This window comes from Prescottella equi (assembly GCF_002094305.1).
In the GTDB taxonomy this organism is placed as follows: Bacteria; Actinomycetota; Actinomycetes; order Mycobacteriales; family Mycobacteriaceae; genus Prescottella; species Prescottella equi.
Window position 1 is genome coordinate 78,623 of the sequence record NZ_LWTX01000006.1, and the last position, 23,498, is coordinate 102,120.

24 protein-coding genes are annotated in these 23,498 nt (G+C 68.4%); 12 read left to right on the plus strand and 12 right to left on the minus strand.

Annotated elements, in window-relative coordinates; genetic code table 11:
- Positions 1–34 precede the first annotated feature (34 nt).
- The 5 genes from A6I89_RS15985 (at position 35) to A6I89_RS16005 (ending at position 3,947) form a co-directional block, all read left to right on the plus strand.
- Complete coding sequence (locus A6I89_RS15985) at positions 35–1,255, plus strand: ABC transporter substrate-binding protein (protein WP_022597846.1); 1,221 nt, start codon at positions 35–37, stop codon at positions 1,253–1,255.
- Between the two features lie 16 nt (positions 1,256–1,271).
- Complete coding sequence (locus A6I89_RS15990; protein ID WP_022597848.1) at positions 1,272–1,772, plus strand: nuclear transport factor 2 family protein; 501 nt, start codon at positions 1,272–1,274, stop codon at positions 1,770–1,772.
- 61 nt (positions 1,773–1,833) lie between these two features.
- On the plus strand, positions 1,834–2,688 hold the full coding sequence (locus A6I89_RS15995) for an NmrA/HSCARG family protein (protein ID WP_022597850.1): 855 nt from the start codon (positions 1,834–1,836) through the stop codon (positions 2,686–2,688).
- 79 nt (positions 2,689–2,767) lie between these two features.
- Positions 2,768–3,145, plus strand: a complete 378-nt coding sequence (locus tag A6I89_RS16000) for a hypothetical protein (RefSeq protein ID WP_022597852.1) — start codon at positions 2,768–2,770, stop codon at positions 3,143–3,145.
- Between the two features lie 43 nt (positions 3,146–3,188).
- Positions 3,189–3,947 carry an FAD-binding oxidoreductase gene (locus A6I89_RS16005; protein ID WP_005517716.1) on the plus strand — a complete coding sequence of 253 codons (759 nt, stop codon included), beginning with the start codon at positions 3,189–3,191 and terminating at the stop codon, positions 3,945–3,947.
- A 25-nt stretch (positions 3,948–3,972) separates the two neighbouring features.
- On the opposite strand, the gene A6I89_RS16010 is transcribed toward A6I89_RS16005, so the two are convergent.
- The 4 genes from A6I89_RS16010 to A6I89_RS16025 all read right to left on the minus strand — a co-directional run bounded on the left by A6I89_RS16010 (position 3,973) and on the right by A6I89_RS16025 (position 8,177).
- A complete protein-coding gene (locus tag A6I89_RS16010) occupies positions 3,973–5,550 on the minus strand; it encodes an AMP-binding protein (protein ID WP_022597854.1) in 1,578 nt (525 codons plus the stop codon).
- A 149-nt stretch (positions 5,551–5,699) separates the two neighbouring features.
- Positions 5,700–6,524 carry an SDR family NAD(P)-dependent oxidoreductase gene (locus A6I89_RS16015; protein WP_022597856.1) on the minus strand — a complete coding sequence of 275 codons (825 nt, stop codon included), beginning with the start codon at positions 6,522–6,524 and terminating at the stop codon, positions 5,700–5,702.
- A gap of 10 nt (positions 6,525–6,534) precedes the next feature.
- The gene (locus A6I89_RS16020; RefSeq protein WP_005517713.1) at positions 6,535–7,368 is read right to left on the minus strand and encodes a mycofactocin-coupled SDR family oxidoreductase; all 834 of its coding nucleotides are present in this window, start codon (positions 7,366–7,368) and stop codon (positions 6,535–6,537) included.
- Positions 7,368–8,177, minus strand: a complete 810-nt coding sequence (locus A6I89_RS16025) for a mycofactocin-coupled SDR family oxidoreductase (protein WP_044991403.1) — start codon at positions 8,175–8,177, stop codon at positions 7,368–7,370. The genes A6I89_RS16020 and A6I89_RS16025 overlap by 1 nt, the downstream gene beginning before the upstream one ends.
- 257 nt (positions 8,178–8,434) lie before the next feature.
- On the opposite strand from A6I89_RS16025, the gene A6I89_RS16030 reads away from it, so the two are divergent.
- From A6I89_RS16030 to A6I89_RS16045, 4 genes are all read left to right on the plus strand, one after another.
- On the plus strand, positions 8,435–9,601 hold the full coding sequence (locus A6I89_RS16030; protein ID WP_005517710.1) for a 3-ketosteroid-9-alpha-monooxygenase, oxygenase component: 1,167 nt from the start codon (positions 8,435–8,437) through the stop codon (positions 9,599–9,601).
- Between the two features lie 41 nt (positions 9,602–9,642).
- Positions 9,643–10,824, plus strand: coding sequence for an acyl-CoA dehydrogenase family protein (locus tag A6I89_RS16035; protein ID WP_005517709.1), 1,182 nt, complete (start codon positions 9,643–9,645; stop codon positions 10,822–10,824).
- A 44-nt stretch (positions 10,825–10,868) separates the two neighbouring features.
- On the plus strand, positions 10,869–11,801 hold the full coding sequence (gene bphC, locus A6I89_RS16040; protein WP_005517708.1) for a biphenyl-2,3-diol 1,2-dioxygenase: 933 nt from the start codon (positions 10,869–10,871) through the stop codon (positions 11,799–11,801).
- Between the two features lie 221 nt (positions 11,802–12,022).
- On the plus strand, positions 12,023–12,814 hold the full coding sequence (locus A6I89_RS16045; protein WP_005517707.1) for an IclR family transcriptional regulator: 792 nt from the start codon (positions 12,023–12,025) through the stop codon (positions 12,812–12,814).
- Positions 12,815–12,850: 36 nt separating this feature from the next.
- Here the strand turns inward: A6I89_RS16045 and A6I89_RS16050 are convergent, their stop codons facing one another.
- On the minus strand, positions 12,851–13,555 hold the full coding sequence (locus A6I89_RS16050; protein ID WP_005517706.1) for a PadR family transcriptional regulator: 705 nt from the start codon (positions 13,553–13,555) through the stop codon (positions 12,851–12,853).
- A 150-nt stretch (positions 13,556–13,705) separates the two neighbouring features.
- Here A6I89_RS16050 and A6I89_RS16055 point away from each other — a divergent pair, with 150 nt between their 5' ends.
- The gene (locus tag A6I89_RS16055) at positions 13,706–13,957 is read left to right on the plus strand and encodes a hypothetical protein (RefSeq protein ID WP_005517705.1); all 252 of its coding nucleotides are present in this window, start codon (positions 13,706–13,708) and stop codon (positions 13,955–13,957) included.
- Positions 13,958–14,029: 72 nt separating this feature from the next.
- Complete coding sequence (locus A6I89_RS16060) at positions 14,030–14,902, plus strand: TIGR03619 family F420-dependent LLM class oxidoreductase (protein WP_044991404.1); 873 nt, start codon at positions 14,030–14,032, stop codon at positions 14,900–14,902.
- Positions 14,903–14,906: 4 nt separating this feature from the next.
- Here A6I89_RS16060 and A6I89_RS16065 read toward each other — a convergent pair whose 3' ends face one another.
- Genes A6I89_RS16065 through A6I89_RS16085 form a run of 5 tightly spaced genes read right to left on the minus strand, consistent with a single transcriptional unit; the run spans position 14,907 to position 20,508 of the window.
- Complete coding sequence (locus A6I89_RS16065; RefSeq protein WP_022597862.1) at positions 14,907–15,791, minus strand: TIGR03619 family F420-dependent LLM class oxidoreductase; 885 nt, start codon at positions 15,789–15,791, stop codon at positions 14,907–14,909.
- A gap of 53 nt (positions 15,792–15,844) precedes the next feature.
- Positions 15,845–16,564 (minus strand): ABC transporter ATP-binding protein, encoded by a 720-nt coding sequence (locus A6I89_RS16070; protein WP_022597864.1) that lies wholly within the window; start codon positions 16,562–16,564, stop codon positions 15,845–15,847.
- The gene (locus A6I89_RS16075; protein ID WP_005517697.1) at positions 16,564–18,387 is read right to left on the minus strand and encodes a branched-chain amino acid ABC transporter ATP-binding protein/permease; all 1,824 of its coding nucleotides are present in this window, start codon (positions 18,385–18,387) and stop codon (positions 16,564–16,566) included. Before A6I89_RS16075 ends, A6I89_RS16070 begins: the two co-directional genes overlap by 1 nt.
- A gap of 2 nt (positions 18,388–18,389) precedes the next feature.
- Positions 18,390–19,247: a branched-chain amino acid ABC transporter permease gene (locus A6I89_RS16080; RefSeq protein ID WP_005517696.1), complete on the minus strand. Its 858-nt coding sequence runs from the start codon at positions 19,245–19,247 to the stop codon at positions 18,390–18,392.
- A gap of 46 nt (positions 19,248–19,293) precedes the next feature.
- Positions 19,294–20,508: an ABC transporter substrate-binding protein gene (locus tag A6I89_RS16085; RefSeq protein ID WP_005517695.1), complete on the minus strand. Its 1,215-nt coding sequence runs from the start codon at positions 20,506–20,508 to the stop codon at positions 19,294–19,296.
- A gap of 432 nt (positions 20,509–20,940) precedes the next feature.
- Between A6I89_RS16085 and A6I89_RS16090 the strand changes: the two genes are divergently transcribed.
- Positions 20,941–21,804, plus strand: coding sequence for an endonuclease domain-containing protein (locus A6I89_RS16090; protein ID WP_022597866.1), 864 nt, complete (start codon positions 20,941–20,943; stop codon positions 21,802–21,804).
- 72 nt (positions 21,805–21,876) lie between these two features.
- On the opposite strand, the gene A6I89_RS16095 is transcribed toward A6I89_RS16090, so the two are convergent.
- Complete coding sequence (locus A6I89_RS16095) at positions 21,877–22,284, minus strand: heat shock protein transcriptional repressor HspR (RefSeq protein WP_005517693.1); 408 nt, start codon at positions 22,282–22,284, stop codon at positions 21,877–21,879.
- A gap of 33 nt (positions 22,285–22,317) precedes the next feature.
- Positions 22,318–23,487 carry a molecular chaperone DnaJ gene (dnaJ, locus tag A6I89_RS16100; protein ID WP_022597868.1) on the minus strand — a complete coding sequence of 390 codons (1,170 nt, stop codon included), beginning with the start codon at positions 23,485–23,487 and terminating at the stop codon, positions 22,318–22,320.
- Between the last annotated feature and the right edge of the window lie 11 nt (positions 23,488–23,498).

Genomic DNA, 23,498 nt, shown 5'->3' on the forward strand with positions numbered 1-23,498 from the left:
GCCATCCGTCGTGTCTCCACTGGAGGTAACTGGCATGAAGTTTCGGCACTCAGCGCTCGTGGCGTCGATCGCCGTGTCCGCGTTGACCCTCGCGGGCTGTTCGAGTTCGGCGGCCGACGACGAGGCGTCCGACAGCGGGCCGTTCCGCGTCCTGGTGACCGGGGCGATCAGCGGTCAGGGATCGTTGGCCGCGAACGCGCAGACCTCGATCCTCGCCGCCAAGGCCGGCGTCGAGCAGGTCAACAAGGACGGCGGAATCGGCGGCCGCCAGGTGGAACTCACCGTCACCGACGACGGCGGCGACGCGACCAAGGCCGTGTCCAACCTGCGCGACGCGATCAATTCCGGCAAGAGGCCGGACCTGTACCTCAACTCGGGTCCGTCCACGGTGTCCGCGGCGACGCTCCCGATCCTGAAGCAGAACAAGATCCTCTCCTTCAATGTCGGTCCCACCAACGACTCCTCGGACCCGGCGCAGTTCCCGCTCAACTTCGACCTGTCCCCGTCGCCCACCGAGTACGCGGTGTCGATCGCCCGGTACGCGAAGAGCAAGAACTACCAGCAGGTGGGCGTCATCCACGGCAGCAGCGCCTACGGTGAGGCCTTCGGCCAGGCGATGGACGACGCGCTGTCCGCCGAGGGCGTCAGCGCATCGGGCGCCGAGGAGTACGACGTTGCGGCCCTCGACATGACGGCGCAGCTGCAGGCGCTCACGAACAAGGGGACGCAGGCACTAGTCATCGACGCCTACGGTGCGCCGTTGGGCTATCTGCTCTCGAGCCTCGAGCGTCTCGACTGGAACATCCCGCTGATCGGCAACACGTCCGTCTCCGGCACGGCGCTGATCGCGAAGCCGGCCCCCGAGGGCGCGCTCGGTACCCGGGCGGCGTCCAATCTCGTGATGCAGGTGTTCCCGAGCACCGTCTACGACGCGTCCGACGCCGCCGTCAACACGATGGTCGACGCGATGGCCTCGATGGGATCGATTCCCTCGACGCTGATCCTGGCCGACAACTACGACCCGTTCGGCCTCGTCGCCGCCGCCGCGAAGAAGGTCGGATCCACCACGGACGCCACCGAACTCGCGAAGGCACTCGAGGATCAGGACGTGCTCGACGACGCGAAGACCGCGTTCCTGCCGCGCTACCACTACTCGGCGCAGTCGCACGCCCCCAACCTCGCCGACGACGGCTACCGCTTCGTGCCGCCGAGCAAGGTGGTCAACGGCCAGTACGGCAATCCGGCAGCCGCGTGAACGAAGGACTCCGACCATGACGACGACATCACCGCTGCACGCACCGAGTCCGCCACCGGGCGGTTCGGTCGAGGACCGGCTGCGGGCGGTCGAGGACACCCTCGCCGTCCTGCAGTTGGAGGGCGCCTACTCGCCGGCGTGGGATTCCGGCGACGCCGACGCGTGGGCGGCGCTGTTCACCGTGGACGGAGTGTTCGAACTCGCGCAGGTCGGGGCGGTCCCCGGCACCACGGTCCGGGGACGCGACGCTCTCCGACAGTTCTGCGTCGACTTCACCGCCACGACGTCCGGGATCCATCTGCTCAACACTCCCTCGATCGTGCTGGACGGCGACGAGGCTACGGCGCGAGTACATTTCGAGTTCCGGTCGGGCGCCTCGTCCGACACCGAGACCCGCCACGCCCACGTCGCGGGCCACTACACGGTGCAGTATCGGCGAACGCCGGAAGGCTGGCGAATCGCGCATCGACGGGAGGTGGCGGTGCGGCGCGACCGAGGCTGGTTCCACTCGTACTGACCCCGGCCCGGATGTAGGCTCGCGTCGGCAGCACCCCGTGTCCGCGACCGGAGGAGATCCGATGCCCGACCACCCGATTCTCGTGCTCGCTGCCACCGGCGGGCAGGGACGTGCGGTGTGCACCGCACTGCTCGAGCGTGGTGCACCGCTGCGCGCCCTGGTCCGGAACCCGAACTCGTCCGGCGCCCGGGCCCTCGCCGAGCGTGGCGCCGAGATCGTCACCGGGTCGCTCGACGACGCGAACTCGTTGGCCGCCGCGATGACGGACGTCGCGGCGGTCTTCGCGATGACGACCCCGTTCGAGTCCGGTGTCGACGCCGAGATCGATCAGGGACGCACGATCATCACCGCGGCCGGGCGGGCGCGGGTGCCGCACCTGGTGTTCAGTTCCGTCGCGGGCGCGGACCAGGACAGCGGTGTCCCGCATTTCGAGAGCAAGCGGGTGATCGAGGCGGATCTGAGGTCGAGCGGTCTGGCGCACACGATCCTCGGGCCCACCTACTTCTACGACAACGCGCTCGGCGGCGAGGACCGGATCCGCACCGAGGGGGTGCTCGACCTGCCGCTGCCGCAGGACCGCCCGCTGCAGCAACTCGATCGTCGTGATCTGGGCGCCTTCGCCGCGCACGTCCTGCTCTCCCCCGAGTCCTTCTCCGGACGCCGCATCGAACTGGCAAGCGACGCGCCGACTCCCGAGGCCATGGCCGCGGCACTCACCGCCGCGATCGGGTCGCCGGTCCGGTTCGAACAGGTGCCCCTCGGCGCGATCGAGAGCCCCGACATGCACGCGATGTGGTGGTTCCTCAACGGCCCCGGCTACCGGGTCGACCTGGACGCATTGCACGCGGAATTCCCGGACGTCGGCTGGACGTCGTTCGCGGACTGGGCCACCCGCACGTTCGGGACGGCGAGCTGACGGCGTGCACCACATCCCACCCATGCGACCGGTCGACCGCGGTCGCCCCGACACTCCCCCGCCCCAACGGGGTTGGGTCGTGGGGGTCTGGTTCGTCGTAATCGTGTCCGCGGGCGTCGCACTGAGCGTCGCACCACCGTCCACCGGCCTCGCAGTCGTCAGCGCCCTGGTGACGTGCGTCGGCGGGGCACTCGCTGCGGCGGCGACGGCCCGCACGCTGCGGGAGAACCGCGGGCTGCGGCTGCCGTGGTCGGGTCGGCCCCCGGTTCGTCCCCGGCGATGGGACCTGCTGTCGGGTAGCGGAGCACCCATGGTGGCGTTCGGAGCGGGCGTCTTCGGCCGCACCGTGGGAAGCCCCACTACGGCTGTGGTGCTGCCGATCGCCGTCGTAGCCGTACTCACCGGCGTCCTGTGCGCCGCCCAGTGGCGGCACAACCGCCGCGTCGTCACCTCGTGACCTGACATTCACACGGTTCCACCGAACCGGGGACAATATCGGCATGCAGCAGGATTCCTGGACCGCGACCGTCGTCGAACACCACCGTCTCCGCAACGATCTGGCGGTGGTGCGTCTGATCGGCGACCCCGTTCCGTTCCGTGCCGGACAGTACGTCGACGTCGCTGTGCCGCAGCACCCGCGGTTGCCGCGCCGGTTGTCCCCGGCTTTGCCGCCGTCGCTCGACGGCAAGCTGGAGTTCCATGTGCGGACGGTGCCGGGCGGTTGGGTGAGCCGCAGCATCGTCGAGGACACTCGGCCCGGCGATCGGTGGCAGATCTCCTCGCCGCGCGGCGATCTCCGCATCGACGAGGACGGCCCCGCCGTGGTGGTGATGGTCGCGGGCGGCACGGGCCTGGCCCCGCTGCGGGCGCTCATCCTGGATCTGCTGCAGGTCGAGAATCCGCCGCAGGTGTACCTGTTCGTCGGGGGCCGCACCGCCACCGATCTGTATGCGTCGGACATGCTGTGGGTTCTCACGCAGCAACTGCCGTGGCTCACCACGGTTCCGATCGTCGAGGACGTCACCGATCCGGGCGGGCCCGACGAGTGGTACGACCGCATCGTCGCCGAGGTGGGGCCGGTCAACTTCCACGAGGACGATCTGCTCGAGGGCACCCTCGCCGACGTCGTCGCCGATCACGGCGCCTTCGTCGACCACCAGGTGCTGCTGTGTGGTTCGCCGGCGATGGTGCAGACCACCCGGGAGCGGCTGATCGCCACAGGAACCCCCGCCGAGGCCATCCGCGCCGACCCGTTCTGACGGATCGGCGCGGGCGGCGTTCGGATCACACCGAGCGCGCGGCGCCCTCCCAGAACTGTGCGCGCAGGGCCTTCTTGTCGAGCTTGCCGAGCGGGGTCAGCGGCAGCGCGTCGACGAAGTCCACCGACTTGGGTGCATGCACGGAACCCTTTGCCGACCGGACGCGTTCGACGAGTTCGGCCGCCTCCACCGTCTGCCCGTCGCGCAGCACGACGCACGCCTTGACGGCCTCGCCCCACTTCTCGTCGGGCACTCCGACGACCGCGACGGACGCGACCGCGGGGTGCCCGGAGATGACGTCCTCGATCTCGCGCGGGAACACGTTGAAGCCGCCGGTGACGATCATGTCCTTCTTGCGGTCGACGATGTAGAGGAAGCCGTCCTTGTCGGCGCGGGCGATGTCACCGGTGTGCAGCCACCCGCCGCGCAGCGCCTCGGCTGTCTCCTGCGGCTTGCGCCAGTACTCCTTCATCACCAGCGGCCCGCGCACGCAGATCTCGCCGAGTTCGCCCTGCGCCACCTCGTTCAGGTCGTCGTCGAGCAGGCGGACGTCGAGCCACGGCACGGGGCGGCCGCACGACGCGAGTCGCTCGACGTTCTCCGGGTCGTGCTCCTCCTTGCGCATGACGGTGATCGTCATGCCGCACTCGCTCTGCCCGAAGTACTGGAAGAAGATCGGTCCGAGCTTCGCGATGCCCTCCTGCAGTCGCGACGGCGACATCGCGGCGGCGCCGTAGAACAGTGTCTGCAGGCTCGAGACGTCGCGGGTCTCGAGATCCGGGTGGTCGAGCAGCATGTAGATCATGGTGGGCACCAACATGGTCGAGGTGATCTTGTACTTCTCGATCGCCTCGAGGACGGCGCCGGGCTCGAACGCCGGCAGCACCACCAGCGAGCCACCGCGCATCAGCGTCGGCACGAAGAACGCCATGCCCGCGTGCGACAGTGGCGTGCACGCGAGGAACCGCATCTCGTCCGGGAACTGCCATTCGGCCATCTGGATCTGCGGCAGCGTCACGCCGGAGCGGAACGTGTTGACCACGCCCTTCGGCTTACCGGTGGTGCCGCCCGTGTAGACCATGCTCGACGGGTCGTCGCCGTCCACGGCCGCGGCCACCAGCCGCTGCGGCGCGAACGTCTTCGCCAGTTCGAGGATGTCGACGCCCACCTCGGAGGGGCCGAGCGAGAACAGATTCTTCAGCGTCGGCACCGTGGCCTTCAGCTCCGCCGCCCGGCCCTCGAAGGCCGTCGGGTCGAAGATGAGGGTCTCGATCTCGGCGTCGCCCAGGATGTAGCTGTGGTCGTCGAGCGAACCCATCGGGGCGAGCGCGGTGTTGCGGCAGCCGAGGATCATCTGCGAGCCCACACTGATGAGGACCTCGGGGCGGTTCTTCGACAGCATCGCGACGGTCGAGCCCTTGCCGACGCCCAGCGATTCGAGGGCCTGCCCGAAACTGCTGATCTGGTCGCGCATCTGGCCGCCGGTGAGCACGACGTCACCGAGGTAGAGCGCCGGCCGGTCGGCGTTGCGCTCGAGCGCGGTGATCAGCAGGTCAGCCAGGAAACGCGGGCGGTGGAGAAGGTCGTCGAACTCGTCGGTCATGTGTGTTCCTTCTGCGTGCACGGATCCGACGGCAGCGCTGCGCGCGCCCGTCGCGCCGGGTCGGCCAGTGTGGCCCGGGTCACCGACACGATAACCGCATTACGGCAGAACTGGAACCTGTTACACCTTCCCGCCCGGCCCCGCACCCCTCAGTTCCGGCCGTCGAACAGCGCGTCGGGACGTAGCTTCTCGCCGAGCACCCGGGCGCGCTTGGACGCGAGCCGCTCGAACGACTCGGGGTGCGTGAGGATCCAGAAGTCGTCGCGGGCGATGCCGTCGAACAGCAGCTTCGCGGCCTCGTCCGCGGTCATGCCTTCCCGGATCTGGTCGCGCCAGAATCCGGCGTCGGCCGCGGTCTGCTCGTGTACCGGGGCGTCCTCGAAGATCCGCGTGGCCACCTGGCCCGGACTGAACACCGACACCGCGATCTGCGGGAACGCCTCGGCGCATTCGAGATACACGCTCTCGGTGAGCGCCTGGACGCCGTGCTTGGACGCCGCGTACGCGGTCATCCGCGGGGTGATCGCGATGCCGCCCACCGAGCACGTGTTGACGATGTGCGACGGCCGCGGGTCGGCGCCCATCCGCGGAACGAACGACCGGATGCCGTGGAAGACGCCGAGCAGGTTCACATCGATCACCCGCCGCCACTCGTCGGCGGGCACCTCCCACGTGAAACCGAGCGACTCGAGACCGGCGTTGTTGAGCAGCACCGTCACCTCGCCGAACTCGGCATAGGCGGCTTCGGCGAGCGCGTCGACCGCGGCGGCGTCGCGGACATCGGTCGGCATCGCGAGCACGGCGGCTCCGTCGGCCCGCAGGTCGGCGGCGACGGCGTCCAACCGCTCGGCCGCGACGTCGGCGAGCACCACGTTCATGCCGAGCGACGCCGCGTACCGCGCGGCGCCCTCCCCGATCCCGCTGCCCGCACCGGTCACGACCGCGGTGCGGCCTCGCAGATCCTCGAGCCTCACAGGTCTCCTCCTACTTCACGCAGTGGCCGGCATCGACCGGCAACGTCACGCCGGTGATGTAGCGGGATTCGTCGGACGCGAGGAACAGGCTCGCGTTGGCGATGTCCTCGGGTTCGATCATCGCGACGGGCAGCAGGTGCATCGACTGCGTTCCCGCCTCGAACTGTTCCTGCGTCGGCTCGTCGACACCGGGGCAGAACGTCCGCATCGTGGACTCGTTCTGGATCATCGTGGTCCGCGTGTTCGCGGGATGGATCGTGTTGACCCGCACGCTGTGCGGCGCAAGCTCGTTCGCCAGCGACTTCATCAGGCCGACGACGCCGTGCTTGGCGGCCGTGTAGTGCCCGACGCTCACCAGTCCGCGCAGACCCGCGATGGAGCTGATCAGGATGATCGAGCCACCGCGGCCGCCGTCGACGATGTGCGGGATGCCGGCCTTGCAGGTGCGCCACACGCCGGTGAGGTTCACGTCGAGCATGGTCTGCCAACGCTCGGCGCCCATCTCGACGGCGGCACCGGACGAGCTGATACCGGCGGTCGCGCAGATGACGTCGAGCCGCCCGAGCGCCTCGACACCGGCGTCGACCGCGGACGTCAGCGCCTGCTGGTCCCGGACGTCGGCCTCGAACGCGCAGATCTTGCGGCCCAGCGACTCCACCTGCCGCACGGTCTCGGCGAGATCCTCCGGCGACGCTCCGGGGGTGGTCGAATGTTCGACGGGCGCGCACACGTCGACGGCGATGATGTCGGCGCCCTCCTGCGCGAAGCGCACCGCCTGCGCGCGCCCCATTCCCCGCGCGGCGCCGGTGATCAGCGCGACCTTGCCTTCGAGACGTCCGCTCATCACGCCACCTTCTGGGTCTGACCGGCATCGATGACCATCTGCAGGCCTGTGACGTACCGGGATTCGTCCGATGCCAGGAACAGCACCGCATTGCTCACGTCGATCGACTCCACCCACGGCACCGGCAGCAGCATCCGCTGCGACAGCACCTCGGCGACGTCGGCCTCGGTCGGGTTCTCGAGGTCGGGACGCAGACGGGCGAACGTCGTCGGATTGATCGTCATCGGCGTCGCGACGGCGCCGGGGTGAATCGTGTTGACGCGGATCGACCGCTTGCCCAGTTCGTTCGCGAGAGTCTTGGACAGACCGGTGATCGCGTGCTTGGCCGCCGAGTAGTGCGACGCGCCGGGCACGGCCTTGATCGCGGCGGTGGAACTGACGATGACGACCGAACCGCCGTCCGGGTTCAGTTCGGCGACACCCGCCTTGACGGTGTGCCACGTGCCGGTGACGTTGACGTCGATCGACCGGTTCCAGATGTCGTCGTCGATCGTCCACGACGGTCCGGGGTTGTCGCAGATACCGGCGTTGGCGACGACGGTGTCGAGCGGGCCCAGCTCGCGCACGCCCGCCTGCACGGCCGCGGTGAGCGCGTCGAGGTCCCGGATGTCCGCGGTGCCGGTGACCGCGCGGCGGCCCAGTTCCCGCACGAGGCGCGCGGTCTCGGCCAGGTCGGCCTCCGACCGCTCCCCGGGGAGGTCGATCGCGAGGATGTCGGCGCCCTCCTCCGCGAGACGGACCGCGTGCGTGCGTCCCATTCCCTTGCCTGCGCCCGTGATGAGCACGACCTTGCCGGCCATTCGTGTCATGGTCAGTCCTTTCGCCCTTCGCGACGCTAACCAGCGCGACCGAGCCGGCGGCAGGGTTCGTCCCGTGTGGTGGGAGGCCCCCGTGGTGTCCGGCCGTCCCGCATCTCACGCACTGCGTGAGCAACGGGACGACGTGGTGCTATACCACAGCTACCAGGGTGTTCCACCCAGCGGGAGAAGCCCTTCCCGCGCGACACGCCGCCGAGTTCTATGAGGCGCATCACAGGACGGCGACCCCTCACTGCACGGAGGAACACATGGCATTCGACGCTGCCCCCACCAACGACACCGACGAGATCCGCGAGATCGTGGCCGCTGCGGCGCCCACCCGTTTCGCGCGCGGCTGGCACTGCCTCGGTCTCATCCGGGACTTCAAGGACGGCAAGCCGCACTCGATCGAGGCGTTCGGCACCAAGCTGGTCGTGTTCGCCGACAGCAAGGGCGAGCTCAACGTCCTCGACGCGTACTGCCGCCACATGGGCGGCGACCTGAGCCAGGGCGAGATCAAGGGCGACACCATCGCCTGTCCGTTCCACGACTGGCGCTGGAACGGCAAGGGCAAGTGCACCGACATTCCCTACGCCCGGCGCGTTCCCCCGGTCGCCAAGACCCGCGCGTGGACCACGCTCGAGCGCAACGGCCAGCTGTACGTCTGGAACGACCCGCAGGGCAACCCGCCGCCGGCCGACGTCACGATCCCCGAGATCGCGGGCTACGGCACCGACGAGTGGACCGACTGGAGCTGGAAGACCCTGCGCATCAAGGGTTCGCACTGCCGCGAGATCGTCGACAACGTCGTCGACATGGCGCACTTCTTCTACATCCACTACTCGTTCCCGCGCTACTTCAAGAACGTCTTCGAGGGCCACACCGCCACGCAGTACATGCACTCGACCGGCCGTGAGGACATCGTCTCGGGCACCAACTACGACGACCCCAACGCCGAGCTGCGTTCGGAGGCCACGTACTTCGGCCCGTCGTACATGATCGACTGGCTCGAGTCGGACGCCAACGGCCAGACCATCGAGACCGTCCTCATCAACTGCCACTACCCGGTGAGCAACAACGAGTTCGTGCTGCAGTACGGCGCGATCGTCAAGAAGCTGCCGGGCCTGTCGGAGGAGGAGTCGACCGGCATGGCGGCGCAGTTCGCCGAGGGTGTCGAGATGGGCTTCGAGCAGGACGTCGAGATCTGGAAGAACAAGGCGCCCATCGACAACCCGCTGCTGTCGGAGGAGGACGGGCCGGTCTACCAGCTGCGCCGCTGGTACCAGCAGTTCTACGTCGATGTCGAAGACATCACGGAAGACATGACCAAGCGCTTCGAGTTCGAGATCGACACCACCCGGGCGGTCGCGAGCTGGGAGCAGGAAGTCGCCGAGAACATGGCCAAGCAGGCCCCGAACTCGCCCGCGAACTCCTAGCCTCCGGTTCGCCGAACCACACCACCCAGAAGGAAATCCAGATGAGTTACGAAGTCCTGTCCCGCATCGAGGCCGCCGCCGACGACATCTTCGTCGAGGGCGTGGAGGCCGAGCGGATCGGCAAGGTGGCCGATGCGACCGCCAAGCGCATGAAGGAGGCCGGCTCGATCCGGATGCTCCAGCCGAAGGAGCACGGAGGCCTCGAGGTCCATCCGCGCGAGTTCGCGGAGACCGTCATGCGCACGGCGTCGCTGAATCCGTCGGCCGGCTGGGTCCACGGCATCGTCGGCGTGCACCCGTGGCAGCTGGCCTTCGCCGACCCCAAGGTCCAGCAGGAGGTCTGGGGCGAGGATCAGGACACGTGGCTCGCGTCGCCGTACATGCCCGGCGGCATGTGCGTGCCGGTCGACGGCGGATACAAGTTCTCCGGCAAGTGGTCGTTCTCCTCGGGAACGGACCACTGCGACTGGGCCTTCCTGGGGGCCTTCGCCTGCAACCCGGACGGCAGCATGGAGATGCCGCCCCGGATGCTGCACGTGATCATCCCGCGCACCGACTACGAGATCATCGAGGACTCGTGGGACGTCGTGGGTCTGCGCGGCACCGGCTCCAAGGACGTCGTCGTCAAGGACGCGTTCGTGCCGGATTACCGCGTCATGGACTGCGACGAGGTCATCGACGGCACCGCGGTGCGCAAGTACGGCCGCACCGAGACGCTGTACCTGATGCCGTGGTCCAACATGTTCCCGCTCGGCATCACGTCGGCCACGATCGGCATCTGCGAGGGCGTGCTGCACCACGCCAACGAGTACCAGCGCGAGCGGATCAACCCGCAGGGCACCGCGGTCAAGGACGACCCGTACACGATGTTCGCGGTGGGCGAGGCCACCGCGAAGCTGCGTGCGGCCCGGGACTCGCTGCTGGCCAACGTCGATCGCATGTGGGATCTGGTGGACGCCGGCAAGACTCCGACGTTCGAGCAGCGCGCGCTCGGCCGCGAGACCCAGGTCAACGCCGCCTGGCAGGCCGTCACGGCGATCGACCAGGTCTACGCCCGCTGCGGCGGCAACGCACTGCGCATGGACAAGCCGATGCAGCGCTTCTGGCGTGACGCACACGCGGGTCTGCACCACGCGATCCACGTCCCCGGCACCGTGTACCACGCGGCGACGCTGAGCAGCCTCGGCGTGGATCCGCAGGGTCCGCTGCGTTCCATGATCTGATCCGCTGGATTACCACTACTTCGAATTCACAACGGAGACAAACCATGACGAACCCCAATGTCGGCGGCTTCGGCACCGACATCCGCGCTCTGGGCTACGTGAAGGTCCAGACCAACGACATCGAGCGCTGGCGCACCTTCGCGTTCGACGTGCTCGGCTTCGCACAGGGCTCCGGCCCGGACCCCGATGCCCTCTACCTGCGCGTGGACGAGCGGGCCGCCCGCATCGTCGTCGTGCCGGGTGAGACCGACGAGGTCGTCACCGTCGGCTGGGAGGTCCGCGACCACGCCGCCCTGGTCCGGGTAAAGGAGGCCGTCGAGCGCGCCGGCATCGCGGTCAAGCCGCTCTCACTCGAGGAGGCGGACGCGCGCCGCGTCGAGGAGGTCATCACCTTCCAGGATCCGGCCGGCACCACGCTCGAGGTCTTCCACGGCGCGGTCCTCGACCACAGCCCGGTCGTCACCCCGTTCGGCGCCAAGTTCGTCACCGGCGCACAGGGTCTCGGCCACGTCGTGCTGCCCACGATGGATCCGAACGGCACGTTCGACTTCTACACCGACGTCCTCGGCTTCCTGCCGCGCGGCGCCTTCCGGATCCCGGCACCGCCGGAGTTCGGTCCGCTGCGGGTGCGCTTCCTGGGTGTCAACCAGCGTCACCACAGCCTGGCGCTGTGCCCGGCCCCGCACGGCGGAGCCCCCGGCCTGGTGCACATCATGGTCGAGGTCGACACGCTCGACGCCGTCGGCCAGGCGCTCGACCGCGTGATGAAGGACGGTTTCTCGGTGTCCTCGACGCTGGGCCGCCACACCAACGACAAGATGGTGTCCTTCTACGTCCGCGCCCCCGGTGGTTGGGACATCGAGTTCGGCACCGAAGGCAGCCTGGTCGACGAGGCGTTCTACACGTCCGAGGAGATCACCGCCGACAGCTACTGGGGCCACGACTGGTCCGGTAGCGAGCCGCTCGCCGCGATGTAAGACCGCTCCACAACTGCACGGTAAGACCGCTCCACAACTGCACACCGCTCCCGTCAGGGGGAACCCCGTCCCACCAGGGACAGCCGGGTTCCCCCTTTCGGCGTTTACCGATCTTGGTGATCCACTTCACAAATCTCGAATCGTGTGCGATTATTTCTAATCGAAACACCCACGTCAGATGGGTCTCGCCGCGATGCTCGACAACAGTGAGGGAGACATCGATGACCGCACACGACTCCACGGACGCGGCTCCGACCGCAATTCTCGAGCGAGTCTCGCTCGTCCTGGACACGTTCGACGGCCCCGGCCGCCTCACGCTCGCCCAGGTCGTCAAGCGCACCGGACTGCCGCGCTCGTCGGCGCACCGGATCCTCGAACGACTCGTCGACATGCGGTGGCTGCGACGCGAGGGTCGCGACTACGAGCTGGGGACGCGGCTGATGGAGCTCGGCTCGATCGCCGTCCACCAGAACCGCCTGCACACCGCGGCGGCCCCGATTCTCCAGGAACTGCACCGCGTCACCGGGTACGTCGTCCACCTCGGCGTGCTCGACGGCACCGACGTGCTCTACCTCGACAAGGTCGGCGGTCGCCTCGCCGCCGAGCTACCGACCCGCGTGGGCAGCCGCTACCCGGCCCGCAACTCCGCGATCGGCAAGGCCCTGCTCGCGTACACGCCGGGCGGCAGCGAGGACCTCCTCGACTTCACGCCGGAACTGCACAAGGTCCGCGAGATGGGGGTCGCGTACGAGGTCAGCCAGATCTCCGGCGGCATCGGCATGATCGCGGTCCCGGTCGGACCCATCGGAGGGGTCACCGCCGCCATCTCGATCTGCGGGCCGACCACCCATCTCAAGTTCGACCACCGGCACACCGCGCCGGTGCGAATGGCCGCCGCCTCGATCCTCCAGGCGATGACCGGACGCACCCGCGGCGCCGCACCGATCACGCACCGCAATCGTCTGCAGAGCCTGCCCACGGCGGCGCCGCGCACCCGACTGCAGTACGCCTGAGTTCCGATCAGACCGGCCCGAGGGAGGGTAGGGCAGTCAGCCCTGCTCGCCCTTCCCCAGGCCCTGGACGAAATCCTCGACATCACGCCAGGATCCGGCCACCTCCGGGATCGGGTTGCCGAGTTCGTCGCGTTCGCGCACCCGCGAGAGCGTCTCGGCGGCGTCGTCGATGTCGGCGAGCAGTTCCTTCGCGAGGTCGATCTCCGACTGGTAGTAGCGCTGCGCCCACTTCAAGCTCATCTTGGAGAACGCCCACGCCGGCTCGCGCGTGGCGTGGTCGCCGTGCAGCTGCGCGCGCTGCCGGAGGTCCTCCATGTTGTCGATGTGCGACTGCACCAACGCCTTCAGCTGCTCGGGCTCGTTGAGATGGCCCATCCACAACCGGAGTAGTAAACCGTGCTTGAGCACCGGCTGCTCGACCGGCGCGTCACGGGACCAGTTCCGCACGGCACGGGTCCCGCGCGCGGTGATCGTGTAGACGCGACGTCCGCGCTCGCCGGGCTCGGAGACCATCTCGGACTCCACCAACCCGGAGGCCTCGAGCTTCTTGAGTTCGCCGTACACCTGGCTGATCGACGGGCTCCAGTAGAAGAACCCGATGCTCCAGTCGGCCCACTTCTTGAGGTCGTATCCGGTGAGCCCCTCGCCCAGGGTCAGCATCCCCAGAACCGCCCAGCTGGTCGCGGGCAGCGACGGGTAGCCGGCGTCGTCGGCGTCGGTGACGGGCTCGGTGTCGGACATGGCCGAAGCCTAACAGCCCAGGTAGAAGCGGGTTACAGGCGAGTAGCACATGCCCACTCACCGGGAGCGAGCCTCCCGCTCGGTGGGAGAACCGCACGCGCGGGGCCCGATAAGTGACTACCGTCACCGGAGGAATCAGGAGGTCCGTCCATGGAAAGCGTCAACTGCAACACCTGCGGTAACCGAGTGCTCGTCGAGAAGTACAGCGATGCCCACACCAGCATCCAGTGGCTCGACGACGCCGACAACGCGTGCCCCCAGTTCGCCGAGTCGCGGACCCAGGACGGTCGCGCATGGGTCCCCACCTGCCACAAGCTGCAGGAGACGATCGACGACCTGATCATCTCCGGCCAGCTCGGCCTGTCGCTGCGCAGCTACCCGGTGCCCGGACGCCTCGAGTGATCGGTCGGCGTGGCAGTCCCTGCTACCGGGATTGTCACGCCCCCAGCTCGATTCGTGCCCTACGTTCGAACGATGAAGTGGGCATTGCCGGGCGCGATGATCGCGACCCCAGAGCTGATCGAACTGGCGCGCGTGGCCGACGAGTGCGGCTACGACGCGATCGCCATGCCGGATTCGGTGTTCTATCCCGAACACGTCTCGGCCGACTACCCGTACTCGCCCGACGGCAAGCGGATGTGGTCCCCCGAGACCCCGATGCCGGACCCGTTCATCGCAATGACCGCGATGGCCGCCGTCACCACGCGAATCGGCTTCTACACCAACGTCCTGAAACTGCCGCTGCGTGACCCGCTGCTCACCGCCAAGCAGGTCTCGACGATGGCGGTGATGTCCGGCAACCGGATCGCGATCGGCGTCGGACTGTCGTGGATTCCCGAGGAGTTCCGTTTCACCGGCACCGAGATGCGCACCCGCGGCGCCCGGACCGACGAGGCCATCCAGATCCTGCGAGCCGTCTGCGCCGGCAACGGACCCCAATGGGTCGAGTTCCACGGCAAGCACTACGACTTCGACCGGTTGATGATCAGCCCCGCGCCGGATCGTCCCGTGCCCGTCTACGGCGGCGGCCACAGCGAGGCCGGACTGCGCCGTGCCGCACGCTTCGCCGACGGCTGGATCTCCGTCAACACCGACACCGTGCAACTGCAGGACGCGATCGCGCGCCTGACCGAACTGCGCACCGAAAACGGCCGGGAGAACGAGCCGTTCGAGATCGACGTCTCCCCCACCGACGTCTCCGACATCGACGGCTATCGCGCCCTGGCCGACATCGGCGTCACCCGGTGCCGGGTCACGCCGTGGCGGCTGTACGACGTCGACCCGTCGGATCCGCGGGGGCGCCTCGACGCCGTCCGCCGCTTCGCGGACGACGCCGCGCGCGTCTGAGACGTCAGTCCCGGCGTCCGTCGAGTCCCACCGTCCAGGTGAGAAATTCGTCGAGGTCGTCGGCGCCGATGTCCAGCGCCGACGGCCGCACCAGCACGGTGTCGACGCCGAGGTCCCGGGCTTCGCGCGCCGACGCCTTCATCGCGTCGAAGCCGCGGGCCGTCGGCAGCATCATCTGGACCTCGGCCTCGGCCGGGTCGCGGCCCTGTTCCTCGAAGCAGGTGCGCAGCAGCGTGATGCTCTCCGCGAGCCGGACCGTGTCGGCGGGTGCCGCGGTCCAGCCGTCGCCGACGCGCGCGATCCGGTCGAAGTTCCGCTTGGACGGCGCCATCCCGAAGATGATCGGGACCCGGGTCTGCACGGGCCGGGGCAGGCTGTGGAAGTCGTCGAACGCGAATCCGCTGCCGGTGAACGACGCCGGCGGCGCGTCCCACAGTTCGCGGCACGCGGCCACCGTCTCCTCGAGTCGGCCGAACCGACGCTCGAACGGAATGCCCGCCGCCGCGTACTCGGCCTGCTGCCAGCCCACCCCCACCCCGATCCGGGTGCGGCCGCGGGACAACACGTCCAGCGTCGCGATCTGTTTGGCCAGCAGCAGTGCCGGGCGCAGCGGGGCCACCAGCACGTACACCCCGAGGTCCACCCGCTCGGTCACCGCGGCCACCGCCGACAGCAGCGACATCGGTTCGAGCCACGGCTGCCCCAGTTCGAACGGGAAGCCGTTGTCCCGCACCCGTTCGGCGTGCGCCTGCCGCGAGAACCCGAGATGGTCCGACGTCGTGATCAGGTCGACGCCCCGCCGGTCGGCCTCGGCCGCCAGATCGAGCAGCCCGCGGTGGTCGCCGTCGTAGAAGCGCTCGGCGCCGAAGACGTCCAGTCCGATCCGCATGTGTTCCTCTCCTCGTATCCGTGAAATGCCGTATCCGTGTTCGGCGGGGTGTGTCAGACGCGCCCGAAGTACGCGTCCTTGAGGACCGCGATGTCGTCGATCTCCGACGCCGGCGAGTCCATGACGACCTTGCCGATGTCGAGGACGGTGACGTGGTCGGCGACGCTCATCGCCGCCTCGACGGCCTGCTCGACGAGGAGCACGGCCAGGCCGGTCTCCTTGAGCAGCTGCACCCGCTCCATCACCTCGTTGACGATGACGGGGGCGAGACCGCCGGACGGCTCGTCGAGCAGCAGCAGCGTCGGGTTCGACATCAGTGCCGCACCGATCGCAAGCATCTGCTGCTGGCCACCGGACATCGAGCCCGCCAGCAGGTTCCGCTTCTCACCCAGGATCGGGAACATCTCGTAGATGCGCTCGACGTCGGGCTTGAGCGCGCTGCGCCGCATCTTCCGGGTGTAGCCGCCGAGCAGCAGGTTCTGCTCGATGGTCTGCTTGTGGAAGACCCGTTTGCCCTCCTGCACGTACGCCATCCCGCGGCGCACCCGCTGGTGCGCGGCGACACCGGAGATGTCCTGTCCGTCCATCTCGATGGTGCCGCCGTGGACCTTGTTCAGGCCCGAGACGGCGCGCAGCGTGCTGGTCTTGCCGGCGCCGTTGCGACCCAGCAGTGCCGTGACCTGCCCCGGGTAGACGTCGAACGAGACGTCCCACACCACCCGCAGGTCACCGTAACCGGACTGCAGATTCCGAACGCTCAGAACCGGTTTCATCACTCCACCTTCTCCAGCTCGGAGGCCGTGCCGCTGTCGGGATCGACACCGAGGTACTCGCTGAGCACCCGAGGGTGATGCTCGATCTCCGCGGGCGGGCCGGACGCGATGACCTGTCCCTGTGCCAGCACGACGATGGTGTCGGCGAGCGAGAGGACCAGTCGGAAGTTGTGCTCCACCAGGAGCACGGTGGCTCCGGCGTCGCGCAGTGCCTGGATCAGCACCGACAACCGCACCAGTTCGTCCTCGTCCATGCCGGACGCGATCTCGTCGAGCAGCAGCACGCGCGGTTCGGCGATCACCGCGCGGGCCACCTCGAGCATGCGCCGCATGCCCAGCGGCAGCGACGTGGCGACCTCGTTGCGCAGGTGCGACATACCGACGAGCTCGAGAACCCGCTCGGCCTCGGCGATGTCCGCCTTGGCGACCTTGCGGAAGCTCGGCAGCCGCAGGATCGCGGAGATCATCGACGCCCGGTCGGTCATGTACCGACCCGACGCGACCGCCTCGAGCACGGTGACGTTCTCGGGGATGTTCGGGGTCTGGAACGTGCGGGCCACGCCCTCCCGTGCCACCCGGTGCGACGAGAACTTCTGAACCTCGGTGTCGCCGATGACGATCCGGCCCGCGTCCGCGGTGTAGAAGCCGCAGATCATGTTCAGCATCGTCGTCTTGCCCGAACCGTTCGGGCCGATCAACGCCGTCACCTGCCCCGGCTCGGCGCGCAGCGTCGCCGACTTCAGCGCCTGGTTGCCGCCGAACGCCTTCGAGATGCCGTCGACGACCAGGGTGGACCCGGAGATCGGCGCCACGACCGGGATCTCGTTCGGATCCCGTGGCTCCGGCCGCTCCATCGCCCCGATGCCGGACTTGCGGTCCAGTTTGGTCGCCAGGGCGCGGAACACCTTGGTCAGACCGCCCGAGAGCAGCACCCCACCGAGGATCAGGAAGCCGCCGTAGAACAGCAGCGAATACTCCTGGAACGCGGTGGACTGGTTGGGGCCGAACTGCATGATGGCCGCACCGATGACCGCGCCGTACACGCTGGCCGAGCCACCGAGGATCGACGCCGCCAGCACCGCGGTGGCGAACGTGAACCCGAACGCCTCCGGGGAGATGAACAGGTCGGTGTTCGCGAACAGGGCACCCGCCAGACCGGCCGGCAGGGCACCGATCGCGTAGCCGAGCAGCTTCATCCGGTACACGGACACGCCCTGGGACTGGGCGAGGACCGGCGACTGCTTGAGCGTGCGGAACGCGATGCCGTGACGCGAGACCACCAGGTTGCGCATCACCACGAACCACAGGATCGTCACGCCGACGACGAGGTAGTAGAAGTCCTTGTCGATGTCCTGCCCGAAGAGCGTCGGAGGCTCCATGCCGGACAGGCCGTTACGGCCACCGGTGTTGCCACCGAAGATCGCTAGGATGTCGGGCACCAACAGGATCAGGAAAAACGACGTCATCGCCAGTGACCAACTGCCCAGGCGCAGACCCGGGATACCGGTGATGATGCCGACCAGGAGCGCGACCGCACCGGCGGCCACCAGTTGCAGCAGGATCTCGGTGTGCCCGGCCTGTGACAGCAGCCCGGCCGTGTACGCGCCGGCCGCGTACATCGCGGCCTGACCGAGTGCGAGTTCGCCTGCGTAGCCGAGGCTGAGGTTCAGACCACTGACCACCAGGGCGAGGATGCAGGCGAGCTGCAGCTGACGGGTGTTGGTGGCGTCCATGCCGAGCATGGGCGCGAAGAACACCGCGGCACCGAAGACGAGCGCGAAGATCCAGCTGGGGATCGCGCGGAGAGTCCGCCAGATCTGCATGGCTACACCACCCGTTCCTTCACCGTGCCGAACAGTCCGGCCGGCTTGACCATCAGGATGACGATCAGCACCACGAACACGGCGATGTTGCTGTACTGGCTGCCGAACCACAGCGCGGTGAACGACTCGACCAGTCCGACCGTCAGGCCACCGATGAGAGCGCCCGGCAGCGAACCGAATCCACCGATCGCCAGTGCGACGAAGCCCTTGAGGGCGAGTGCCGCGCCGAGCGTCGCGACCGCGAATGTCTTCGGGCCGACGAACAGGCCGAGGACGCCGGCGAGCGCACCGGAGAAGGCGAACGCGCCCATCGCGATCCGGCGCACGTTCACGCCACGGAGCATCGCGGCCTCGCGGTCCTCCGAGACACCCATCAGCGCCAGACCGGTCATGGTCCGCTTGCTCAGCTGTCCCAGCGCGATCACGAGCACGATCGACAGCACCAGCAGCGCGATCTCCACCGGATACGTGCGCCCACCCAGCAGGGTGATGGGATCGTTCGATCCGAAGAACGGAACCGTCAGCGGCTCGCTGCCCCAGATCAACTGCGTCGCGCCGTTGAGCAGGGTCGCCGCGCCCAATGTCGTCACCAATTGGTTCTGGTGGTCGGCGACCGGTCTGATCGCGACCACCTCCTCGATCGCGGCGAGGACCATCACCGTCACCGTCGCCATGACGGCGACGACCAGCACGGGAAGCTTCAGGGTCACCAGACCCGTGTAAGCGACGAACGTGCCGACCATCATCAACTGCGCCTGCGCGAAGTTGAAGGTGTTCGACGAGACGAACACGATGTTGTACCCGATGGCGACGAGCACGTACACAGCGCCGAGGGCGAGCCCCGACCACAGAATCGTCACTGCGAGAACCTCCTTCGCGTCGCGGAGGGAGCGTTGGTCAGGGAACTCATGCCGCCGGGTTACCGAACTGGCCGTTGACGACCTTGGTGGGCGCGATGAACTTCATCTCGTCCTGGTTCGGGTTGGGGCCGTGGTTGTCGGCGGTGAAGTTGTAGCGCGACAGGAACGCGGTCTTGGCGTTCGCCTGGACCTCTTCGGTCTCGAGTGCCTGCGCGAGCTTCTCGGCGTCAGTGGTTGTGCCGGCCTTCTCCGCGGCCGCGGCGACGAGCGGGAATGCGTCGTAGTTGTCGGCGATGATGAGCGTCGACGGGATGGTGCCCAGAGAGGCCATGGTGTCGACCATCTGGTTCACGGCCGCGTTGTCCGGGTCGTACACGGTGCTCGTGAAGACCTGCGCGACAAGGTTCTTGACCTCAGGGGTGCCCAGGACACCGTTCGGCGGCTCGTTCGCGACGAGGCTGGTGCTGGCCACCGAGGTGTTACCGACCAGCGGCACGTCCCAGCCCAGACGCTGCATGCTCTGCAGGAGGTAGCCGAGCGGGGCACCGTAGGCGTCCACCGCGAGGGCCTTGGCACCGGCGTTCTTGAGCGCCTGCAGCTGGGCGGTCATGTCGAGGGCGGTGGCCTCGTACTCCTCGTTGCCGGCCTGCTTCAGACCTGCCGACTCGAGCGCGGTCGTCATCTCCTTGCCGAACAGCTCGCCGTAGGCGGTGCTGCCGTGGATGACGCCGATGCTGTCGTAGCCCTTCTCCTTCGCGTGGCCGACGATGCCGCGAGCATTGTCGGCGGCACCGGGCGCCAGGTCGAAGTTGAGCGGGAACTTCGACGGATCCGTCGAGTCCTGCGTCGGCGCAACGTTGAACGAGAGGATCTTGTTCTGCTTGAGGATCGGCAGGACGGCCGCGCCGACGGACGACGGGCCGGAGTTGAGGACCAGGTCCGGCTTCTGCTTGTTGATCGCCTCGCGCACCTTGGTGACCGCGATCGTGGCGTCGCCGGCGTCGTCGACGACGGTCAGCTCGATCTTGCGGCCGCCGATGCCGCCCGCCTGGTTCTGCACCTCGACGCCGGCCTTGGTCGCGAGGATCGACGTGTCCGCGTTGGCCTTGAGGACACCCTGCGCGCTGATGCCGCCGGTGACGAGCACGCGGTACGGCTGATCGGCACCGCCGGCCTCGGCGGAATCCGCACTTCCACACCCGGCCATCGTCAACACCGACGCGGCCACTGCCGCGACGAGAACTGGACGCCGACTCTTCATGACTGCCCTCCTAGAACACCCGCTACGTACAAAACCAAGCGCTCGCTTGGCGTCTTGGGACGCAGAAATGCCCGGCCGACGACCACGAGGGCCCTACCTTGACAACCGGTAGTGGCGCAGCAGACGCCCCGACACGTCGAACTGCACTGTCTCACCGACCGAGCACTTCCCATCAAGCACTTGCTTGATTCACCAAGCACTTGATTGAGTGGGAGCATATGGGTGTGACATAGGTAACGTCAACCGGGAGCCCCACGGGGTGGGAAGCGGCCAACGGGAAGCCCCGGCACGGATCCCGGGCCACCGCGTGTCCTGAACTCCCGTTCGCCGACCGGCGGAGGAGTTGTCCACAGCTCCCGGCAATTCCACAACGATTCTCGAACGCGTCTCCCGAACCGACTTCCCGTCGGATCACGCGGCAACGGTTTCGGCATGACCGCACTCCTGGAACCTTTCCGTGGCGCCGTGGCGCTCGACCGGGGGTTGGTGAGTCGACGCGGCCTGCGTCGCCACTACACCCGCCTCTACCCGGACACCTACGTACGCAACGATCTCGACGTCGACGCCTGCCTGCGCGCCCGAGCGGTGTGGTGTTGGGCCGGCGGCCGCGGCGCGCTCGCGGGACACTCCGCCGCGGCCCTGTGGGGCACCAAATGGATAGACGGCGCTGCGCCTGGCGCGCTCGCGTCCACCGACCACCTTCGTCCGCCACCCGGCATCGCGCTCTACCGCGACGCGATCCCGGCGGCCGAGATCGCCTCCCGCGGCGGCGTCGCGCTGACGAGCCCGCTGCGTACGGCATTCGATCTGGGACGTCGACTCGAGTTCGACCGGGCAGTGGAGATCGTGGACGCGCTCTACCAGTCGACGGGAACCACCCGCGCCGAACTCGCGTCGTTTGCCGAACGGCACCCGGGTGCTCGCGGAATCGTGCAGTTGCGCTCCGTGATCGACGCCTCCGACGAGGGCGCCGAATCACCGTGGGAGACCAGGACCCGGCTGACGCTCGTCCGGGCCGGCCTCCCCCGCCCGGGCACTCAGTTGGCGATCCGGGACCGTGGCCGCTTCGTCGGCCGAGTCGACATGGTGTGGGAACAGTGGGGCGTCATCGTCGAGTACGACGGTGATCACCACTTCGAACCCGAGCAGCGCAACCGCGACGTCGAACGCTGGAACGCGCTCGAGGCAGCGGGGTGGCGGGTGATCCGGGTGAAGGCCCGGCAGTTGATCCACGGCCGGGCCACGCTGATCGCGCAGGTGACCCGCGTTCTACGCGACGCCGGCGCCCCGGTGTGAAAAGCCGAACGGGAATCCACGGCACGCTTCCGGGCGGAAGGTGTGCCGTGGATTCCCGTTGGAGGCCCGAAATCAGCGCTGGTTGCGCGGTTTCCAGACGACGAGGGCGTTGCTGCGCGGAATGGGTACGAGTTCGCGGCGGTAGCTCGCGTGGACGCGCGCGATCTCGGCGGCCATCTCGTCGACGCGGTTCTGCAGCGCCTCCACCTGGTTGGTCAGCTCGATGATGCGCTTGATGCCGGCGAGGTTGACGCCCTCGTCCTGGGACAGGCGCTGCACTTCACGCAGCAGCGCCACGTCCCGCGGCGAGTACCGGCGTCCACCACCGGTGGTGCGGTGCGGGGTGACCAGTCCGAGCCGGTCGTAGTTGCGCAGCGTCTGCGCGTGCATGCCGGCGAGTTCGGCGGCCACCGAGATGACGAACACCCGCGCGTCGGGGTCCGCGGGGACCTCCGATTTCTTGCGTGGCTTGTCGCTCATGATGGTTCACCTGTCCGATCGGTTCGGAGCCGGTCAGGCCCCGGCCCATCCTGCTCGCGGATCGAATCCGCTGGCCTTCTCCGCCTCCAGGTACGTCCGGAGGGCTTCGATGGCGGGATCGTCGAGTTTCTGCGGAACCGCCACCTTCACGGTGACGAGCAGATCTCCGGCGCCTCCGCCGCGCTTGGGCACACCGCGCCCTCGCACCCTGAGAATTCGTCCGTCCGCGGTACCGGCGGGAACCTTCACGCCCACCCGGCCGTCCAGCGTCGGAACGGACAGCGTGGTGCCGAGTACCAGTTCGCCGTAGCTCACGGGAACCACGAGCGTCAGGTCGTCGCCGTTGCGCCCGAACACCTTGTCGGGGCGGACGTGGACGGTCACGTACAGGTCGCCGGACGGCGCGCCGCGCAGACCGGCCTCGCCCTGACCGGCGAGACGGATCTTCTGACCGTCACTCACCCCGGAGGGGACGCGGACGGTGATGGTGCGGGTCCGGTTGGTGACACCGTTGCCGTGGCAGTCGCTGCACGGCTCGTCGATGATCGATCCGGTGCCGCGGCAGTCGTCGCACGGTTCACTGAATCCGAATGCACCCTGGTTGCGGCTCACGACACCGGTGCCGTTGCAGCGCGGGCACACTCGCGGGCTGGTACCCGGCTTGGCGCCACTGCCGTGGCAGGTGGTGCAGGCGGACGGGCTCGTGAGGCGCAGCGGGACGGTCACACCCTGCGCGGCCTCGCGGAAGTCCAGGGTGGTCTCGGTCTCGACATCGCTGCCGCGGCGCGGTCGTGTGCTCGAGGCGGATCGGCCGCCGCTCCGGTTGAACAGCCCGCCGAAGATGTCGCCGAGTCCACCGTCGCCGCCGGCGGCGCCGCCACCGAACAGGTCGCCCAAGTCGAAGCCGCCGCCAGCGAATCCACCACCGCCGGTGGAGTACCCGGCGCCGGGGCCGAATCCGCCGCTCGCGAAGAGCCGACGGGCCTCGTCGTACTCCTTCTTCTTGGCCGGATCGGAGAGAACCGCGTTGGCCTCACTGACCGCCTTGAACCGCTCCTCCGCCTTGGTGTCGCCGGGGTTGGCGTCGGGATGCAGATCCCGCGCCAGCTTCCGGTACGCCTTCTTGATGTCGTCGGCGGACGCGTCGGAGGAGACGCCCAGTTCCTTGTAGAAGTCCTTCTCGATCCACTCCCGTTGGCTCACTGGGCGCCTCC

What these genes read in the sequence shown, in the direction of transcription:
- A6I89_RS15985 (WP_022597846.1), top strand. Translation starts at nt 35, where the DNA reads ATGAAGTTTCGGCACTCAGCGCTCGTGGCGTCGATCGCCGTGTCCGCG.
- A6I89_RS15990 (WP_022597848.1), top strand. Translation starts at nt 1,272, where the DNA reads ATGACGACGACATCACCGCTGCACGCACCGAGTCCGCCACCGGGCGGT.
- A6I89_RS15995 (WP_022597850.1), top strand. Translation starts at nt 1,834, where the DNA reads ATGCCCGACCACCCGATTCTCGTGCTCGCTGCCACCGGCGGGCAGGGA.
- A6I89_RS16005 (WP_005517716.1), top strand. Translation starts at nt 3,189, where the DNA reads ATGCAGCAGGATTCCTGGACCGCGACCGTCGTCGAACACCACCGTCTC.
- A6I89_RS16010 (WP_022597854.1), bottom strand. Translation starts at nt 5,550, where the DNA reads ATGACCGACGAGTTCGACGACCTTCTCCACCGCCCGCGTTTCCTGGCT.
- A6I89_RS16020 (WP_005517713.1), bottom strand. Translation starts at nt 7,368, where the DNA reads ATGAGCGGACGTCTCGAAGGCAAGGTCGCGCTGATCACCGGCGCCGCG.
- A6I89_RS16025 (WP_044991403.1), bottom strand. Translation starts at nt 8,177, where the DNA reads ATGACACGAATGGCCGGCAAGGTCGTGCTCATCACGGGCGCAGGCAAG.
- A6I89_RS16030 (WP_005517710.1), top strand. Translation starts at nt 8,435, where the DNA reads ATGGCATTCGACGCTGCCCCCACCAACGACACCGACGAGATCCGCGAG.
- A6I89_RS16035 (WP_005517709.1), top strand. Translation starts at nt 9,643, where the DNA reads ATGAGTTACGAAGTCCTGTCCCGCATCGAGGCCGCCGCCGACGACATC.
- bphC (WP_005517708.1), top strand. Translation starts at nt 10,869, where the DNA reads ATGACGAACCCCAATGTCGGCGGCTTCGGCACCGACATCCGCGCTCTG.
- A6I89_RS16045 (WP_005517707.1), top strand. Translation starts at nt 12,023, where the DNA reads ATGACCGCACACGACTCCACGGACGCGGCTCCGACCGCAATTCTCGAG.
- A6I89_RS16050 (WP_005517706.1), bottom strand. Translation starts at nt 13,555, where the DNA reads ATGTCCGACACCGAGCCCGTCACCGACGCCGACGACGCCGGCTACCCG.
- A6I89_RS16055 (WP_005517705.1), top strand. Translation starts at nt 13,706, where the DNA reads ATGGAAAGCGTCAACTGCAACACCTGCGGTAACCGAGTGCTCGTCGAG.
- A6I89_RS16060 (WP_044991404.1), top strand. Translation starts at nt 14,030, where the DNA reads ATGAAGTGGGCATTGCCGGGCGCGATGATCGCGACCCCAGAGCTGATC.
- A6I89_RS16065 (WP_022597862.1), bottom strand. Translation starts at nt 15,791, where the DNA reads ATGCGGATCGGACTGGACGTCTTCGGCGCCGAGCGCTTCTACGACGGC.
- A6I89_RS16070 (WP_022597864.1), bottom strand. Translation starts at nt 16,564, where the DNA reads ATGAAACCGGTTCTGAGCGTTCGGAATCTGCAGTCCGGTTACGGTGAC.
- A6I89_RS16075 (WP_005517697.1), bottom strand. Translation starts at nt 18,387, where the DNA reads ATGCAGATCTGGCGGACTCTCCGCGCGATCCCCAGCTGGATCTTCGCG.
- A6I89_RS16085 (WP_005517695.1), bottom strand. Translation starts at nt 20,508, where the DNA reads ATGAAGAGTCGGCGTCCAGTTCTCGTCGCGGCAGTGGCCGCGTCGGTG.
- A6I89_RS16090 (WP_022597866.1), top strand. Translation starts at nt 20,941, where the DNA reads ATGACCGCACTCCTGGAACCTTTCCGTGGCGCCGTGGCGCTCGACCGG.
- A6I89_RS16095 (WP_005517693.1), bottom strand. Translation starts at nt 22,284, where the DNA reads ATGAGCGACAAGCCACGCAAGAAATCGGAGGTCCCCGCGGACCCCGAC.